The 17,520-nt window shown below is 68.1% G+C and carries 13 protein-coding genes and 2 pseudogenes; 11 read left to right on the forward strand and 4 right to left on the reverse strand.

The window, feature by feature from the left end; all coding sequences use genetic code 11:
* Positions 1-10: 10 nt before the first annotated feature.
* Both OG622_RS07200 and OG622_RS07205 read right to left on the reverse strand, forming a co-directional pair.
* On the reverse strand, positions 11-1,255 hold the full coding sequence (locus OG622_RS07200; protein WP_371574177.1) for an extracellular solute-binding protein: 1,245 nt from the start codon (positions 1,253-1,255) through the stop codon (positions 11-13).
* 165 nt (positions 1,256-1,420) lie between these two features.
* Positions 1,421-2,464, reverse strand: a complete 1,044-nt coding sequence (locus OG622_RS07205) for a LacI family DNA-binding transcriptional regulator (RefSeq protein WP_371574178.1) — start codon at positions 2,462-2,464, stop codon at positions 1,421-1,423.
* 812 nt (positions 2,465-3,276) lie between these two features.
* Between OG622_RS07205 and OG622_RS07210 the strand changes: the two genes are divergently transcribed.
* The 9 genes and pseudogenes from OG622_RS07210 to OG622_RS07250 all read left to right on the forward strand — a co-directional run bounded on the left by OG622_RS07210 (position 3,277) and on the right by OG622_RS07250 (position 13,367).
* A complete protein-coding gene (locus tag OG622_RS07210) occupies positions 3,277-5,901 on the forward strand; it encodes a cellulosome protein (protein WP_371584023.1) in 2,625 nt (874 codons plus the stop codon).
* 539 nt (positions 5,902-6,440) lie between these two features.
* The gene (locus OG622_RS07215) at positions 6,441-6,752 is read left to right on the forward strand and encodes a hypothetical protein (RefSeq protein WP_371574179.1); all 312 of its coding nucleotides are present in this window, start codon (positions 6,441-6,443) and stop codon (positions 6,750-6,752) included.
* 527 nt (positions 6,753-7,279) lie between these two features.
* A pseudogene (locus OG622_RS07220) lies at positions 7,280-7,576 on the forward strand (urease subunit gamma); the annotation flags it as partial.
* Positions 7,574-8,137 carry an urease subunit beta gene (locus OG622_RS07225; RefSeq protein ID WP_371584024.1) on the forward strand — a complete coding sequence of 188 codons (564 nt, stop codon included), beginning with the start codon at positions 7,574-7,576 and terminating at the stop codon, positions 8,135-8,137. The pseudogene OG622_RS07220 and the gene OG622_RS07225, both read left to right, overlap by 3 nt.
* Positions 8,134-10,191 carry an urease subunit alpha gene (locus OG622_RS07230; RefSeq protein WP_371574180.1) on the forward strand — a complete coding sequence of 686 codons (2,058 nt, stop codon included), beginning with the start codon at positions 8,134-8,136 and terminating at the stop codon, positions 10,189-10,191. Before OG622_RS07225 ends, OG622_RS07230 begins: the two co-directional genes overlap by 4 nt.
* A gap of 111 nt (positions 10,192-10,302) precedes the next feature.
* The gene (locus tag OG622_RS07235; RefSeq protein WP_371574181.1) at positions 10,303-10,977 is read left to right on the forward strand and encodes an urease accessory protein UreF; all 675 of its coding nucleotides are present in this window, start codon (positions 10,303-10,305) and stop codon (positions 10,975-10,977) included.
* A 39-nt stretch (positions 10,978-11,016) separates the two neighbouring features.
* Positions 11,017-11,706: an urease accessory protein UreG gene (ureG, locus tag OG622_RS07240; RefSeq protein ID WP_371574182.1), complete on the forward strand. Its 690-nt coding sequence runs from the start codon at positions 11,017-11,019 to the stop codon at positions 11,704-11,706.
* On the forward strand, positions 11,703-12,557 hold the full coding sequence (locus OG622_RS07245) for an urease accessory protein UreD (RefSeq protein ID WP_371574183.1): 855 nt from the start codon (positions 11,703-11,705) through the stop codon (positions 12,555-12,557). The genes ureG and OG622_RS07245 overlap by 4 nt, the downstream gene beginning before the upstream one ends.
* A gap of 213 nt (positions 12,558-12,770) precedes the next feature.
* Positions 12,771-13,367, forward strand: a complete 597-nt coding sequence (locus OG622_RS07250) for an isochorismatase family protein (protein ID WP_371574184.1) — start codon at positions 12,771-12,773, stop codon at positions 13,365-13,367.
* Positions 13,368-13,893: 526 nt separating this feature from the next.
* On the opposite strand, the gene OG622_RS07255 is transcribed toward OG622_RS07250, so the two are convergent.
* Positions 13,894-14,076 (reverse strand): hypothetical protein, encoded by a 183-nt coding sequence (locus OG622_RS07255; protein WP_371574185.1) that lies wholly within the window; start codon positions 14,074-14,076, stop codon positions 13,894-13,896.
* Positions 14,077-14,280: 204 nt separating this feature from the next.
* Between OG622_RS07255 and OG622_RS07260 the strand changes: the two genes are divergently transcribed.
* Complete coding sequence (locus OG622_RS07260; RefSeq protein WP_371574186.1) at positions 14,281-14,673, forward strand: VOC family protein; 393 nt, start codon at positions 14,281-14,283, stop codon at positions 14,671-14,673.
* A 137-nt stretch (positions 14,674-14,810) separates the two neighbouring features.
* Here OG622_RS07260 and katG read toward each other — a convergent pair whose 3' ends face one another.
* The gene (gene katG, locus OG622_RS07265) at positions 14,811-17,000 is read right to left on the reverse strand and encodes a catalase/peroxidase HPI (protein WP_371574187.1); all 2,190 of its coding nucleotides are present in this window, start codon (positions 16,998-17,000) and stop codon (positions 14,811-14,813) included.
* Between the two features lie 176 nt (positions 17,001-17,176).
* Between katG and OG622_RS07270 the strand changes: the two are divergent.
* A pseudogene (locus OG622_RS07270) lies at positions 17,177-17,425 on the forward strand (IS21 family transposase); the annotation flags it as partial.
* Between the last annotated feature and the right edge of the window lie 95 nt (positions 17,426-17,520).

Raw genomic sequence — 17,520 nt, forward strand, 5'->3', positions numbered from 1 at the left:
GGAGTCCCGGTTACTTGACGGCGGACTGGGCGGCCGTCAGAGCGTCCTTGGGTGACTGGGACCCGCTGAGGGCGGACTGGACGGCCTTCCACATCTGCTCGGAGATCTTGGGGTACTTGGTGCCCAGGTCGTCACTGGTGCGTCCCTTGGCCGCCTTGACCGCGTCGACCCACGGCTTCAGCTCGGCGTTCGCCGCGACCTGCTTGTCCTGGACCTCGGTGGTGGGGGCGACGTACGACAGGGTCGTGTCGGTGGCGAGGAGGTTGTCGGTGCTGGTCAGGCAGGTCACGAGCTTCTGAGAGGTGGCGTAGCGGCCGGTTTCTCCCTGGACCGGGACGGTGACGAACTCGCCGCCGGTCGGGGCGGCCGCGTTGCCGCCGTCGGCGCCGGGGACGGGGATGACGCCGTAGTCGAAGCCGGCCTTCTGCGCGTTGGCGAGCTGCCAGGTGCCGTTCTCGGCGAACGCGTAGTCGCCGGTCGCGAACTCCTGCCAGCTGGTCGTCTGGGTGTTGTTGATCACCGAGTTGGGGGCGTAGCCCTTGTCCAGCCACTTCTTCCACAGCGACAGCGCGGACACCGCCTCGGTCGAGCCGATGTCGGTGAGCTGCGCTCCCGAGCCCCAGAACCACGGCAGGAACTGGAAGCTGCCCTCCTCGGTCCCGATCGCCGAGAACGTGATGCCCTTCTTCCCGGCCTTGTCGACCTTCGCCAGCGCCGCCGTCAGCGAGTCCCAGTCCTTCACCGACTCGATGTCCACGCCGGCCTTCTTGAGGACCTCCTTGTTGTAGTAGAGGGCCAGGGTGTTGGCGCCGACCGGAGTGCCGTACGTCTTACCGCCCGACTGGCCGGCCCCGAGCAGGTTGGCGTCGACGGCCGAGGTGTCGATCTTGTTGTCGTCGGTCGTGGTCAGCAGGCCGGCCTCGGCCAGGGTGGAGACGACCGGGTTGTCGACGATGAGGACGTCCGCGGAGTTGTCCTGCTGCGCCGCCAGCAGTGCCTTGTTCGTCAGGTCGCTGGTGTCGAACGCGGTCCGCTTGATCTTCACACCGGCCTTGCTGCCGCAGTCGTCCAGCAGCTTCGCCCACGCCGAGCCCTTGTTGAACTGCGGGTACGGGTCCCAGATCGTGTACGTACCGCCGCCCGCGGCCTTCGTGGAGGTGTCGCCCGAGCCGGAGGAGCACGCACTGGCGCCGGCGGTGACGGTGACGACGGTCAGAACTGCGGCGGTGAGACGCCGTCTGGCAGATCGGTTCATGGCGTGTTCCTCATGGTTATTGGCACAGGCGTGCCCTGGGATCGGCACAGGTGTGCCCTGGGACAGGTGATCGGTGGCTGCTGAACTCGCCGGACTCGGGGGGTGAACTGCCGGGCCGGCCGGTAGGGGATGCGGAGGCTGAAGGGGGAGGGTGCGGGAGGACGGTCAGGGGTGCGTGGAGGCAGCGGGGTCGGCTGGAGTGGTGCCGGTGGGTCCGGTGCTCGCTCGCAACGAGATCGGCGGCGCGAGCAGGTGATTCCGGGCCGGTGCGTCGGGGTGGTCGAGCCGCTCCACGAGCAGCTCGACGGCGAGGCGGCCCATCTGCTCCGCCGGTACGTCCGCCGCGGTGAGCTGCGGGGTCACCGTCTCCGCCCATCTGCTGGCCACCACTCCGGTGACGGAGAAGTCGCGCGGCACATGGCGGCCGGCCTGGACCAGCCCCCGGTAGAGGCCGCCGAGCGCGGCCTCGTTCAAGGTGACCAGGGCCGTGGTGGCGGGGTCGTCGTGCAGGATCCGTTCCAGGCAGGCGAGGCCCGAGGCGGCGTCGTCCTCGCAGCAGTACGTCCGGACGGTCAGCCCGCGTTCCGCCGCGGCCTTGGTGAACCCCTCGAGGCCCCGGTGGGCGGACTCGTACCCCGCCCGTAGGAGCTGCTCGGGCCGGTTGACGAAGGCCACCCGACGGTGGCCCAGGTCCGCCAGGTGGTGCACACAGGCCGCCGCCAGGGCCGTGTGGTCCAGGCCCACCCACCAGCTGCCCTCCGGGTGGGCGGTGCGGCCGATGGCGACGGAGGGGAAATTCACCGCGGTGAGGTGGTCGAGGCGGTCGTCCCGCAGTCGGATCTCCATCAGGATCGCGCCGTCGACCCGCCGCTCGCCCAGCAGCCGCTGGAACGAGCGGTCGCTGTCCACACCGCTCGGAGAAAGCAGTACGTCGTAGTCGTAGGCCGCGGCGGCCTCGGTGACGCTGCCGATGAAGTCCAGCTGCATGCCGGTGTAGTGGTTCCCGGCCGGGGGGAAGACCAGACCGATGGTGTTGGTCCGGCCGTTGGCCAGCGCCCGCGCACTGGCATTGGGCTGGTAACCCAGCTCGTCGATGACCCGCTGGACCTTCTGCCGGGTGTCCTCGGACACCGGTCGCTTCCCGCTCAGGGCATACGACACGGTGCTCCGCGAAACACCGGCCCGCTTGGCGATCTCGCCGATGTTCACGGGGACTCCTCACAGAGAGCAGTCGAATCGGTTCGATGATTCCTGAGAACAAGATCGGCCGGATACCGACCATCGAACCGGTTCGCGTGAAGTGAAGGTAAGAGCAACCAAGACGGGTGTCAACGCCCCGTGTGAAATTTTCCGTAACGGCCTGGAAACTTCGGTGTGCGGAGGCATGACTCCTGGCCAGCCTGGGCTTGCGCACACTTACCGGCAGGCCAGGAGCCGTAATCGGCGGTCGGCAGCACCCCTCCCCCGTCAGGGCGGCCGGCCGTACGCGGCTGAAAAGAATCGTGTCGGGGGTATTGCTGGCCGGTTTCCCCGGTGCTAGCTTCCCCGAACCGGTTCGACAAAGCGTCGACAGGCCAAGACCGCTATCGAGGCGCCACCCACGCCTCGGAGCGTCGCCGGGGCCCATACCCCCTATACATCCGCCGCCCGGAGCTCCCCCTCCAGGCGGCGGATGCCACCCAGTGACCGTCGCACTCGTACGTGGCGGCGGTGCCTCGCCGACTCGGCACACCCGCCGCCAGGGCACGCGGTCCTCTCCCCGAAGGCCGGCCGAGTGCGTCCGGCTACCCGGAGCCTGAGCGCCGGTGAACCGGGGCGACTCCTGTCGCGCGGCCCAATGTCGAACCGATTCGCCCCTGGCGGAACGTGGCCGGACCAGACCACCGCACGGACCGGCCCCGTCCCGTACGAAACGCATCGGATCCAGCATCCGAGATGCCACGGAATCCACGGAGACCTCAGTGAGACAACGACAGAGAACGACGGGAGCCGGCGTCATCACGGCCGCAGCCCTCGCCACCATGCTCGCCGTGCCCTCCGCGAGCCCGGCACAGGCGGCCGGTCCGGAACAGCTCGTCATCGACCTGGCCACCGACACCGGTGCCTTCCACGGCGGGGCGAGCGGCTCGCTGTACGGGATCTACGGCGACGGGGCGCCCAGCCGCAACCTCATCGAGGGCATGAACCTGCGCACGGTGTCCACCAAGGCGCAGGACGGTCCGCAGCACCCGGGTGCGGACGCCCTGGAGATCCTGCCCCCGTTCGTGGACTCCGGCGGCAAGGACGTCTACATCTACATGACCGACATCTACCGCGGGTTCCCGTACCAGTGGCCGGGCGCCAACGGCCCCGAGCGGCTCGCGGACTTCAAGGAGAAGATCAGGAAGCAGGTCGCCCAGGTCAGGACGACAGGCGACTACCAGGACCACGTCGTCTACGTCCCCTTCAACGAACCCGAGGGGAACATGTTCGGCTCGGGCGCGTGGAGCTACAACAACGTCTCCTGGCTGAACGATCCGCAGTACTTCTTCGAGGCGTGGAAGGAGACCTACCGCCTCATCAAGAGCCTGGACCCGGACGCGCGGATCGCGGGCCCGAACACCTCCCTCCTCTTCGACCAGGTCAAGGGCTTCCTGCAGTACGCCAAGGCCAACGACGTCGTCCCGGACGTGATGACCTGGCACGAGCTGTCCAGCCCCGCCGCGGTCCGCACCAGCGTCGCGAAGTACCGGCGGTGGGAGAAGGAGGTCGGTATCGACCCGCTGCCGATCAATGTCAACGAGTACGGCCACAACTACCACTTGTCCGTGCCCGGCCAGGTCGTCCAGTGGGTCTCCGCCATCGAGGAGTCGAAGATCGACGCCGACCTGGCGTACTGGAACATCGACGGCAACCTCAACGACTCGGCCGTCGACGCCAACAAGGGCAACGGCCAGTGGTGGCTGTTCAACGCCTACGGCCAGATGTCCGGACACACCGTCCAGGTGACCGCTCCCCATCCGAACCAGCAGTACACCCTCCAGGGCGTGGCCACGCTGGACGCCGACAAGAAGCAGTCCCGGGCGATCTTCGGCGGCAAGAGCGGCGACGCGGACATCGTCTTCGACAACATCGACCCGAAGCTGTTCGGGACGACGGTGCACGCCACCGTGCAGGAGATCCCGTGGACCGGGCAGGTCGGTGACTCGGCCCAGCCCCAGCGACTGGCGGACCAGGAGGTCACCGTCGGCGCGGACGGCACGGTGACCCTGCCGATGACCGGCATGAACGAGATGTCCGCCTACCAGGTCATCCTCTCCCCCGGCGGAAACGGCGGAGAGCCGGCCGAGCCCTCCGTCAGCTGGCGGAAGTCCTACGAGGCGGAGAACGCCACCTACACCGGCGGCGGCTACTCCAAGAACGGTCCCGAGGGCACACCCTCCAACGTCGGCAAGTTCGCGACAAGCGGCAACTACAACGTCGGCGGACTGCGCACCGGCTCCGACGGCGTGCTCGCCTTCGACGTGGACGTACCGCAGGACGGCGCCTACGACCTGAGCGTCTTCGCCAACTCCTACAACCTGGACGGCCGGGTTAAGGAACAGGGCCCCACCAACGTCTTCCTGCGCGTCGACGGCAAGGACCCGCAGGAGCTGCGCCTGACGCTCGGTTACAAGTGGGTGGTCTGGGGGCACACCGACACCACCGTGAAGCTGACCGCCGGCAAGCACAGGATCACGCTTTCCGCGAAGGACGCGGACCTGGGCGTCACCAAGGGCGACGCCATCATCGACAAGATCGACCTGGCCCTGCGCGACGAGCACGTCACCCAGCCGGCGATCTACGAGGCCGAGTACGCCACGCTCACCGGAACCCGGCCCGGCTACAGCTACCCCGAGGCCTCCGGGCCGGGCGCGGTGCCGCTGCCCGCGGACGCCTCCGCGACCTTCTGGGTCCACTCCCCCACCGACGGTGAGGCCACCGTCTCCCTCGACCACCTCGGCGGCGGCCGGGCAAGCCTGTCACTCAACGGCGAGGAACTCGACGTCCCCCGGATCGGAAACGGCAAGCCGCGCACGGAGACGGTCAAGATGTTCCTGTCCGCGGGCATCAACAAGATCACCGTCACCGGTACCTCCCGCGACCTGGTCCTCGACCGGCTGCGGGTGTCGCCCTCGCAGGGCACGCTGGTACCCACCGTCTACCAGGCGGAGGACGGCAGCGCCTCCGGGGCCGCCAAGGCCACCGAGGCGTACACCTTCGCCGCAGGCGGCAAGTCCGTCACCGACATCGGCAACGGGACCGCCAACGCCCTCACCATCGACGTGGTGGCCGCCAGATCCGGACGGCACGCGGTGACCATCCGCTACTCCAACGCCGAACAGCTCCCCGCCACCCACTACAACCCCGACCCGATCGCCCGCCACGCCGACATCTCGGTCAACAACGGCCCGGCCCACAGGGCCCTGTTCCCGACCACCTTCCACTTCAACAGCTTCCGGGACCTGACCGTCCCCCTCACCCTGAAGAAGGGCACGAACCGGATCACCTTCACGGCCGAGGAACTGCCCGACTTCGACGGCGACACCTACAACCAGCTCGACCAGCGATCCCCCTACGCCCCGGTGATCGACCAGATCGCCGTCACACCGCTGACGGAGAAGTAGCCGCCCGAACCTCCTTGGAACATCCGGGTGCCGGCCGGACGCCGTCCGACACCCGGATGTCCACGGGTCCCGTACCCCACGGTGGCAGTGGACGGCCTTGCCACACCCACACTCGGCGACCGCCCGCCCGACCCCCGAGCTCACCCACGACTCAAGGCAGTCGGCCCACGGTCATTCGACCCGCTGGTCGCCTCCTTACGACGCCCCGTCGGCGGATGGCAGGGGTGGCCATTCCCGCGGGCCAGCGCATTCTCCCCCTCAGCTTCAACGGCATGGACGGCAGCTCGGAGGCAGCAGCGGAGGGGCCTTGGCCCAAGGCCGGGTTCCGCCGTTGAGCGCGCCCGGCGAGCGCAAATCCTGGAGCGGCTATCAGACGTCCTACTGGGCGGTTCAGCTGTCCTCCGCCGGCCCCGTCAGCGAGCCACCGACGGCAGGCGGGCCGCTTCCGCCTTCGGGAACTACGCCGATGCAGTGGTCCCCTGATGCCAAACGGCGCTACTTCGACAGCCGCATCGCTCTGCGCGAAGCGGTGGACGCCCTTGCCCCTCGAGCCGCCGAAGATCCGGAGCGACACCTGGCCGAAGGGGTCCGGCTACACCGCGTACTCACCAATCCGCTCCGCTGTCTACTGGGAGCACCGTACCCATCTGTTCGCGGAGCAAGTGCGCTCCCTGTTCGATGACGGTGTGGGCCTGGCTCGCCGACTGGTCCAGCACCATCCGAGATACGGAGCCCCGGTACTGGCCCAGATTCTCACAGACCGATCGACCTTCCACACCGCCGCTCGCGAGTTCGGGCCCGCCCTCGATGACTTCCGCGAAGCCCTGAGCTACCTGGGAGAAGCCGGCTAGAGCGGCTTGGACCGTGAGCAAGGGCAGTCGCGCCGGGCCAGGGATGATCACCGGTTCCTATTCCGCAACGTCCAATAGCCGGAGTTGTGGACCTCCGCCGGCCTGACCACCCCGACCAAGCGCACAGCCGCCCCGCTCAGCCAGGCCGGGTACCGCTGCAGAAGCCCGACCGTCCCCGCCGCGCTGATTACTGCCCACCCGCCAACTTTCTCACCAACACCTGGGGCAGCACCCAGTCCGACCAGCCCAAGCCGACCACGGCCTCCGGCAGTCCTGTCACCGCCAGTCGCCAAGGCGCGTGAGAGGAAGGCCGTAGAGACGGATCTCCAGGTCGCTTGTCCTGCCCAGCAGGGTGAAACCGGGTGCTCCACAGTTTCATCAGATGGTGTGGAGCACCCGCCATTTGGCCGTCTCGCCGATCTTCCCCGCCGATGCTCGAAGGGCGCCCGTCGCCATCCGGAAAGCGTTGTCCGTGACCTTGGCATGCCCGGTCGCACGCACAATCCGAACAACAGAGACGAGTCATCGTGCATTTGACTCCGCATGAGCAGGAGCGCTTGCTGATCCACGTGGCGGCCGACGTGGCAGGAAAGCGTCGCGACCGGGGGCTGCGTTTGAACTACCCCGAGGCGATGGCCCTGCTGACCGTTCACGTCTTCGAGGCGGCGCGCGACGGCAAGACGGTCAGCGACATCATGGACTCGGGCCGACGGGTGCTCACACGTGACGACATGATGGACGGCGTCCCGGAGATGATCAAGAACGTCCAGGTGGAGGCGACCTTCCCGGACGGCACCAAGCTGGTCACGATCCATGACCCCATCCCGGAGGCCACGGAGGAACCCGAGGTCTACCCGGGCAAGATCGAGCACCCCCAGCCGCCCCGCAAGCCAGGCTCCCCGGTCGACTGCGACGACAGCGGCAACTCGTCCGTCAGCTGCGACGAGGACGACGACACAGTCTCCCGGTACGACGCGATCTGCTTCAACGTGCACCTCGACGGGGAGACGCAGGGCGTCAACCTGCAGACGGACGCCACCACCTTGCCGGGGCCGGGCAGGACGAAGATCAAGGTGAAGAACGAGTCGGACCGTCCTATTCAGGTCGGCTCCCACTATCACTTCGCCGAGGTCAACCCGGGGCTGAAGGTCGTCAGCGTCGAGGTCCCCGCCGGGCAGACAGTCCCCCAAGACCGCAGCCTCTGGAACTGCGACGCGGCGAGGGGCCGGCGGCTCAACATCGCCGCGGGCACGTCCGTACGTTTCGAACCGGGCGACGAGTGCTGCGTGGAACTGGTGCAGATCCAGGGTGATGTCACGGCCGGCGGCAGCAACACCAGCGACCTCACCAAGATCCAGGGGCTGCGCGAAGGGATCATCCGATGAGTAATCCGCAGGGACAAGGCCGTGGCCAGGCGCCGAAGCCTGGCAAGGGCCGACCGAAGCCGAGCAATGAGCTGACGCGGGCGGATTACACCGCGCTGTACGGGCCGACCACGCGGGACAGGGTCCGGCTCGCCGACACCGACCTCACGTTGGAGATCGAGGCCGACTGGAGCGGCGGCCCTTCGTACAGCGGCAATGAGATGATCTTCGGTGGCGGCAAGGTGATCCGCGAGTCGATGGGGATGTCGCACCTCGCCAGGGACGGGCGGAACAGCAAAGGCGACGCCACGGCCCACAGGCCCGTGGACACCGTCATCACAGGCGCGCTGATCCTCGACTGGTGGGGCGTGGTCAAGGCCGACATCGGCATCCGTGACGGCAGGATCGCCGCCATCGGCAAGGCGTACAACCCCGAGACGATGGATCCGATTCCGAGCCACAGGTTCGAGATGCCGAACCGTACGACTGTCGGCAACGCGGTGCCGGTTCCGGTGACGCCGGAGAGTTTCGTGGTCGGGCCGAGCACCGAGGTCATCTCCGGCAACGGGCGGATCCTCACCGCCGGTGGCGTGGACACCCACGTTCACTTCATCTGCCCCGAGGAGATCCACGAGGCCCTGGCCTCGGGCGTGACCACCCTCATCGGCGGCGGGACGGGACCGGCCGAGGGCAGTACGGCCACCACCGTGACACCGGGCGCGTGGCACATCAGGCGGCTCTTCGAGGCGCTGGATGAGTTCCCCGTCAACATCGGCCTGCTCGGCAAGGGCAGCACGATGAACAAGCACGAACTCAACGCACAGGTGGACGCCGGTGCCTGCGGCTTCAAGGTCCACGAGGACTGGGGCGCCACGCCCGCAGTGATCGACCGGGCCCTGGACGTCTGCGAAGAGCGCGGCGTCCAGCTCGCGCTGCACGCCGACTCACTGAACGAGTCGGGGTTCCTGGAGAGCACGCGGGCAGCCTTCACAGGCGACGCCAGGGACACAGATGGGAAGTTCACGGCGAAGAAGGCGCGCTCCATCCACATCTTTCATGTCGAGGGTGCCGGCGGCGGTCACGCGCCCGACATGATCGAGCTGGTCAAGGACCCGAACGTCCTGCCGGCCTCGACCAACCCGACGCGTCCGCTGACGATCAACACCGTCAAGGAGCACGTCGACATGATGATCGTGTGCCATCACCTCAACCCGGAGATTCCGGCAGACATGGCCTTCGCCGACTCCCGGATCCGGCCGTCCACCATGGCCGCGGAGGACCTCCTCCACGACATGGGCGCCATCTCGATGATGTCCTCCGACGCCCAGGCGATGGGCCGCATCGGCGAAATGGTCATGCGTACCTGGCAGACCGCGCACGTCATGAAGTGCCGCTACGGGGCGCTGAAGGAGGACCTCGAAGCCGCGAAGGTCCGCACGATCACCGACGACACGGACCACTCCTTCAACGACCAGCAGCTGCAGCCGAACGACAACTTCCGCGCGCGCCGGTACGTTGCCAAGTACACGATCAACCCGGCGATCACCCACGGCATCGCCAAATACGTCGGTTCCGTGGAGACCGGGAAGCTCGCCGACCTGGTGCTGTGGGAGCCGAAGTTCTTCGGCGTCAAACCGCACATGCTCCTCAAGGGCGGCCAGCTCGCCTACGCGCAGGTCGGCGACGCCAACGCGTCGATCACAACGCCGCAGCCCTACCTGCCGCGCCCGGTCTGGGGCTCCACCAGCCGCTCCCCGGGGAAGAACTCGGTGAACTTCGTGGCCGACGAGCAGGTGGCGCTCCGGCTGAACGGCGGGACCGACTCGAACAACACGTACGACGGTCTCGGGCTCGGCAAGAAGTTCGAAGCGATCGAGAGCACCCGGAGCGTCGAGAAGAAGCACATGAAGCTGAACGACACGGTGCCTGACAGCCTCGAAGTCGACCACAACAGCTTCGAGGTCACCATCGGCGGCGCGACCACGAGCGACGCCCGCACCGAACTCAACGGTGCCACCGTGCCGCGCTCTTACGTCACCGAAGTCCCTCTGGCACAGCGGTACTTCCTCTTCTGAACGGCCACCTGCCCGGCCGCCGGCCCCGCCGCTGCGGCCGGGCCCCGGGCGGACTTGATGTGTCCGCCCGGGCCGCCGCATCACCATCCTGCGAAAGGCAGCCGCTCACCCATGAGCCGCGCAGCCCTGCTCCTCCTGGCCGACGGCCGCTTCCCCGCCGGCGGGCACGCCCACTCCGGCGGCGTCGAGGCCGCCGTCGCCCACCAAGCCGTCCACGACACCCCCGGCCTGGAGGCGTTCTGCCGCGGGCGTCTGCACACCACCGGCCTGACCACGGCAGGACTCGCCGCCGCAGCCGCCGGCGGATACGACCCGCTGCTGCTCGACGACGCCGCCGACGCACGCACCCCCGCCCCCGCACTGCGCGCCGTCGCCCGCAGGCTCGGCCGGCAGATGATGCGCGCGGCCCGCGCCACCTTCCCCTCCGACGCACTCGAACACCTGGCCGCTGCACGTCCCCAGGGCGCCCACCAACCCGTCGTCCTGGGCCTCGCCGCCCGCGCCGCCGGGCTCACCCCGCTGGACGCCGCCTACGCCGCCGCTTATGAGAACGTCGGCGGCCCGGCCACCGCGGCGGTGCGCCTGCTGAGCCTCGACCCGCTCGATGCCTCCGGGCTGCTGGCCCGCCTCGGCCCCGAGACCGACGACGTCGCCCAAGCCGCAGCCGACGCCGCAGCCCGCGCCATGACCGAGGGCCTCGACGCCCTGCCGTCGGCCTCCTCACCCCTGCTGGACATCACCGCAGAGCAGCACGCCGCCTGGACCGCCCGTCTCTTCGCCTCCTGACGACCAACAACCACACTTGAGTCTTTCGACGGAGTTGCCATGCACCTCGACCACTCTCTGCCTCACGAGCACACCCCCAGCGTCTCGGTGGCCCGACCCGACGGCAGCCGCCGTGCCCTGCGCGTCGGCCTGGGCGGCCCCGTCGGCTCGGGCAAGACCGCGACCGTCGCCGCGCTGTGCCGCACCCTGCGCGACCGCTGGTGCATCGCCGTTGTCACCAACGACATCTACACCCGCGAGGACGCCGAGTACCTGCGGCGCGAAGCCGTCCTGCCGCCCGAGCGCATCACCGCCGTCGAGACCGGCGCCTGCCCCCACACCGCGATCCGCGACGACATCTCCGCGAACCTGGAAGCCGTCGAGCAACTGGAAGCAACCCTCGACCCTCTCGACCTCGTACTCATCGAGTCGGGCGGCGACAACCTGACCGCCACCTTCTCCAAAGGCCTCGCCGACTTTCAGATCTTCGTCATCGACGTAGCCAGCGGCGACGACATCCCTCGCAAGGGCGGCCCCGGCATCACCACCGCCGATCTCCTCATCATCAACAAGACCGACCTCGCCCCGCACGTCGGCGCCGACCTTGACACCATGGCCGGCGACGCGAAACGACAGCGCGGCGACCTCCCCGTCATCTTCACCAGCCTCACCTGTGACAACGGCATCCGCGAAGTCGCCGACTGGGTCACCGGCCACCTCACCCAGTGGCGCGCCGGGGCAACCGTATGAGCCCCTCCCCCCAGCTCATCCCCGCTCGAACCACGTCCGGCCCCGGCCTTCCCCCATCTGGCACCCAGGAGCCCGCCGGACACCCCGACGGCGTACTTGCCACGGCCCGGATCCGCGCCGCGCACAACGGACGCGTCACCACCCTCCCGCAACTGCAGAGCGACGGCCCCTTCCACCTGCGGCGCCTGCGCACTCACGGTAACGCCACCACAGTGGGCATCATCGGCGCGATGAGCGCCCCGCTCGGTGGCGACCGGCTCACCCTCGACATCACCGCCGAGGACCGGGCCGAGCTGGAGATCACCACGGCCGCCGCCACACTCGCCCTGCGCGGCCCCACCACCGACGCGGCCACCTACGACGTACGCCTCACCATCGGAGAACACGCCCGTCTGCGCTGGTTACCACAGCCCCTGATCAGCGCCGCCGGCAGCAACCTGCACCAGACATACACCGTCGAACTCGCCGCCACCTCACACCTGGTGCTGCGAGAAGAACAGCTCCTGGGCCGGGCCGACGAGGAACCAGGCCACCTCGTCACCCGGATCCTGGTCCACCGCGCCGGACGCCCACTACTCGACCAGCACACGGCCTACGGGGCTCCAGAACCTGGCTGGGACGGCCCGGCCATCCTGAACGGACACCGCGCCGTCGGCCAACTCCTCATCGTGGATCCGCGCCTCGACGTCCGACGAGATGTCGTCCTGCTCGGCGAAGGCGCCGAGGACGGGTGCGCTGTCCTCGCACCATTGGCAGGCGGCCCGGCACTGCTCACCACCGCCGTCGCACCCACCGCTTCAAGACTGCGACAACTGCTCGACGAAGCGCACGCACACGCTGTCGCCCGCTAGAACCGGGCGGCCCACCGCGCCGACGGCCCATAGCGGAGGCGCTCACTGAGGTGTATCCGTGCAGCACCAGGTGCCCGACGCCACGACGGCGTACATGCTGCCTCGCTCCCCAAAATCATCCGTTCGGCGTAACTTGTCCGGAATCGGCGACGATGCTCGGCCGGCATCGGAAGGATTCCCGAAGGGTTCCTTTCCTGTGCCACCGATCTGGAGGTGTTCGTGACGAGCCGAGGCTTGATCATCGTGGATGTGCAGAAAGACTTCTGTGAGGGAGGCAGCGTGCCCGTCGCGGGAGGTGCGCGGATCGCCTCGACCATCGCGGACCTGGTCGAGCGCAGTGCGGGGCGTAACTATGAGTACGTCGTGGCTACCCGCGATCATCACATCGATCCGGGCAGCCACTTCTCCGAACACCCGGACTTCAAGGACAGCTTCCCCGTCCACTGCGTAGCCGGAGGCGAAGGCGGCGAGTTCCACCCCAACTTCGCCCCCGCCGTCACCAGCGGCAAGGTCGACGCCGTCTTCTTCAAAGGCGCGCACAGCGCCTCCAAGAGCGGCTTCGAAGGCGCCGACGAACAGGGCACCTCTCTGGCCGACTGGCTCCGTGAGCGCGGAGTGGAGGCCGTCGACGTGGTAGGTATCGCCACCGACCACTGCGTACGCGCGACCGCGCTGGACGCGGTGAAGGCCGGCTTCCGGGCACGCGTACGCCTGGACTACTCCGTCGGTGTCGCCCAGGACACCACGGCAGCCACCCTTGAGGACTTCCGCCAGGCCGGCGTCACCGTCTCCGGACGTGTCCCCGCATAAGCTGCTGACCACAGTCTCGAGCTGAGGAACGGGGCCGTCGACATCCTCACCCGCGTCCAGTCCTCCCGGGCCAGGACTACGTCCGCGAGTTTCAACACGGCCCTCGCCCCCTGGCGGCGCGAGCCGGCCGTCCGCGAGTTCATCCACCGCTTGTTTGACCTGTCGGGTTGAGAGCGGGCGGGCAGCCGGCAGGGGGCTTCGCTCAACTGGTCAGGGGCGGAGTGGGATGACGTTCTGAGAGTCGGCCGGATCCGGATTCGCGCCTTGCCCGGGTGTGTGAACGCCGGCTGCAAGGCCACCTGACCACCCGTAGCTCAGTGCGGTGCCGTGCGTGTTCCAGCGGCGGGACTGCGCAGCGAAGGAGGCCGCCAGGGGCCGCCGCGTCGCCTCGGCGACAGGGAGACCAGTGAAGTCGAATGTCCTGCGGTGCCCGGCCCGGTTGATAACCGTCACCACCAAGCTCTCCGGGGCCGGCGGCTCGACGCGGTGGCCGACCGGCGGCAGGACGGCTTCCGCCCCCGCCCGGTCATGCGGCCGCGACGAGGGGGTCGTTGTCCTGGATGGCGGCCGTCTCCCGGGCCAGCCGGGCGAAGACACCGTCCAGGTCCTCGACGTCCTTGTCCTCATCGGTGCTCTCGGCGACCGCGAGGATCGACTCCGGTCGCAGACGCGCGACGGGCGCGAGGTAGTGCCGTTTCGTCGTCTCCACGTCCGCGTGCCCAAGGAGGTCGATGGTGATCGGCTCCGGTGACTGTCCGTCTACGGAGCACAGGCGGGGCGGCCGGCCATCGCTTCGTGCGGGTGAAGGGCGCACGACCATCCGGGCGTCGACCGCGTGGCGTGCCGTTGGCCGTGGTCCGTGTGGTGTGCCCTGAGATCCTGTGCTGGCTCACCCGTGAAGGAGACACACGGCATGTTCGGACAGTCGCAGGCGTTCAGCGGCTTCGCGGTCGACGACCTCGGCGAGGCCCGCAGGTTCTACGGTGAGACTCTCGGTCTCCAGGTCGAGGAGACCGGGGAGGGGGACATGAGGATGCTGACCCTCACACTCGGCAGCGGCGCGCGTGTCTTCGTCTATCCGAAGGAGACGCACACCCCCGCGACGTTCACGCTTCTCAACTTCCCCGTGGACGACATCGAGGCCGCCGTCAGTGAACTGGAGCGGCGCGGCGTGAACGTTGAGCGCTACAGCGAATTCGACCACGACGAGAAGGGCATCGTCCGTGTCGGTGGCGGCGGTCCTGCGGCGATCGCGTGGTTCACCGACCCGGCCGGGAACGTTCTCTCCGTGCTCCAGGAGAATTGACGACCGGGGCCGGTTGGTGTGAGTGGCCTTCTGGGCTCGGCGGGCCCGCGTGCTGTGTGGAGCACGCGTGCCCGCCATAGAGGCGCTGCGGGAGCTCTGGGGAACCAGTGTCCCTGCCCCTCGCCCGGACATCGGGTTCAGACCAGGTCGAACCGATCGAGGGTCATCACCTTGTCCCACGCGGCCACGAAGTCACGCACGAACTTGTGTCCCGCGTCCTGGGACGCGTAGACCTCCGAGACGGCTCGGAGCTGAGAGTGTGATCCGAAGATGAGGTCGACCGCGGTGGCGGTCCACTTGAACTCGCCCGTGGCGCGATCCCGGCCTTCGAACACGTTCTCGTCCGAAGTCGACGCCTTCCACTCCGTGCCCATGTCGAGCAGGTTGACGAAGAAGTCGTTGGTCAGTGTCTCCGGCCGGTGAGTGAAGACGCCGTGCGAGGATCGCTTGTATCCGGTTTTCAGGATCCGCATGCCGCCGATCAGTGCCGTCATCTCGGGGGCGGTCAGCGTCAACAGGTTGGCGCGGTCCAGCAGGAGGGTCTCCGGCGACAGCTTCTCTCCCGCGCGGACGTAGTTCCGGAATCCGTCGGCCCTGGGTTCCAGCACGGCGAAGGACTCCACGTCGGTCTGTTCCTGCGAGGCGTCCGTGCGTCCCGGCGCGAACGGGACCGTGATGTCGTAACCGGCGTTCTTCGCGGCCTGCTCGACGGCCGCGCACCCGCCCAGGACGATGAGGTCGGCGAGCGAGACCCTCGTGCCGCCGGCATGTGAGCGGTTGAAGTCCTGCTGGATCTGCTCCAGCTTCCGCAGCACCTCGGCCACCTCGGGCAGGTGGTTGACCTCCCAGTCCCGTTGCGGCGCGAGGCGAATCCGTGCCCCGTTGGCCCCGCCCCGCTTGTCGGTGCCGCGGAAGCTCGCCGCCGACGCCCAAGCGGTGGTGACCAGCTGGGAGATGGACAGCCCCGAGTCTACGATCCTGCTCTTGAGAGCGGCGACGTCCTCGGCCACGACGAGTTCGTGATCGACCTCGGGGACGGGGTCCTGCCACAGTTGCGGCTCGGGAACCCACTGGCCGAGGTAGCGCGTGACGGGTCCCATGTCGCGGTGCAACAGCTTGTACCACGCCTTGGCGAAGCCTTCCGCGAGGTTGTCCGGGTTCTCGTGGAAGCTCTTCGAGATCGGGCCGTAGACCGGATCCAGCTTCAGCGCGAGGTCCGTCGTCAGCATCATCGGAGCGTGCCTCCTCGACGGATCATGAGCATCGGGCACCGTGCCCTTGGCCGAAGGATCCGTGGGAGTCCACTGCTTGGCACCGGCGGGGCTCGTCGTCAGCTCCCACTCGTACCTGAACAGGTTGTCCAGGTACCCGTTGTCCCACCGGGTCGGCTCGGAGGTCCATGCGCCCTCGAGCCCACTGGTGAGCGCGTCGGTGCCCTTGCCGCCGCCGTACGTGTTCCACCAGCCGAGACCCTGTTGCTCGACGGGTGCGGCCTCGGGTTCCGGGCCGATGTACGTGGGATCGACCGCACCATGACACTTGCCGAAGGTGTGGCCGCCGACGATGAGCGCGACCGTCTCCTCGTCGTTCATCGCCATGCGCGCGAATGTCTCGCGAATGTCCCGGGCGGCGGCCATCGGATCCGGGTTTCCGTTGGGCCCCTCCGGATTGACGTAGATCAGTCCCATCTGCACGGCACCGAAGGGGCCGGCGAGTTCCCTGTCGCCGCTGTAGCGCTCATCTCCGAGCCAGATGTCCTCGGGCCCCCAGAAGATCTCCTCGGGTTCCCAGATGTCCTCTCGCCCGAATCCGAACCCGAACGTCTTGAATCCCATCGATTCCATGGCACAGTTACCGGCGAAAACCAGAAGGTCGGCCCAGGAGATTTTCTGTCCGTACTTCTGCTTGACCGGCCACAGCAAACGGCGCGCCTTGTCGAGGCTCGCGTTGTCCGGCCAACTGTTCAGGGGGGCGAAGCGCTGAGCGCCGCTGCCGCCACCGCCCCGGCCGTCGGCGATACGGTACGTGCCCGCGGCGTGCCAACTCATCCGGATGAAGAGCGGCCCGTAGTGGCCGTAGTCGGCAGGCCACCATTCCTGTGACGTCGTCATCACGTCGAAGACGTCCTGCTTCAGTGCGTCGAGGTCGAGGGTCGCGAACTCTCTCGCGTAGTCGAAGTCCTCGTCCATCGGATTGGAGCGGGACGAGTGTTGGTGGAGAATTTGAAGGTCCAGCTGATTCGGCCACCAGTCCCGGTTCGTCCTGGGCCGAGTCGGCGTGGGGGTCGGAGAGGCGATTGCCGGGTTCTCGCTTTCGCTACCGGACACGTCTTCCTTCTTTCTGATCGGTGATTCCACGCACCATGCCGATGAATGTGATGTCGGCGTCCGTATGGTCGCGCACCGCAGACGGCACCGCTACGAAACACGCAGAGCACCCCCGCATGACAAACGTGCGAGCAAAGGCTTCTTTTCTGCTTGGAAGTCAATATCCGAGCGACGGGGCGTTCGTGATGGTGCTGCCCTGCTCACGGCACATGTTCGTGCGGCCGGTCCTGCACCTGGACCAGCACGCGTGGACCGAGGCGCACGTCGCGGCCTTCCGTTACTTCGACGGCGTCCCGCGCCGGCTGGTGCCGGACAACTTGAAGACCGGCGTCGACAAGCCCGGCCTTTACGACCCGACAATCAATGTCCGTGACTCGTTCTGGCACGGGCGGGAGTTCACCTCGATCGAGCACATGCGGTCATCAGATCTGCACCCAAGTGAGACAACTCGGGCTACTGGCACCCACAGGGTCACCGGCGTTCGACGCGCTGACCACCAGATCCGGGTCCGGCGGTCCGG

This window comes from Streptomyces sp. NBC_01314, assembly GCF_041435215.1.
Classification (GTDB): domain Bacteria; phylum Actinomycetota; class Actinomycetes; order Streptomycetales; family Streptomycetaceae; genus Streptomyces.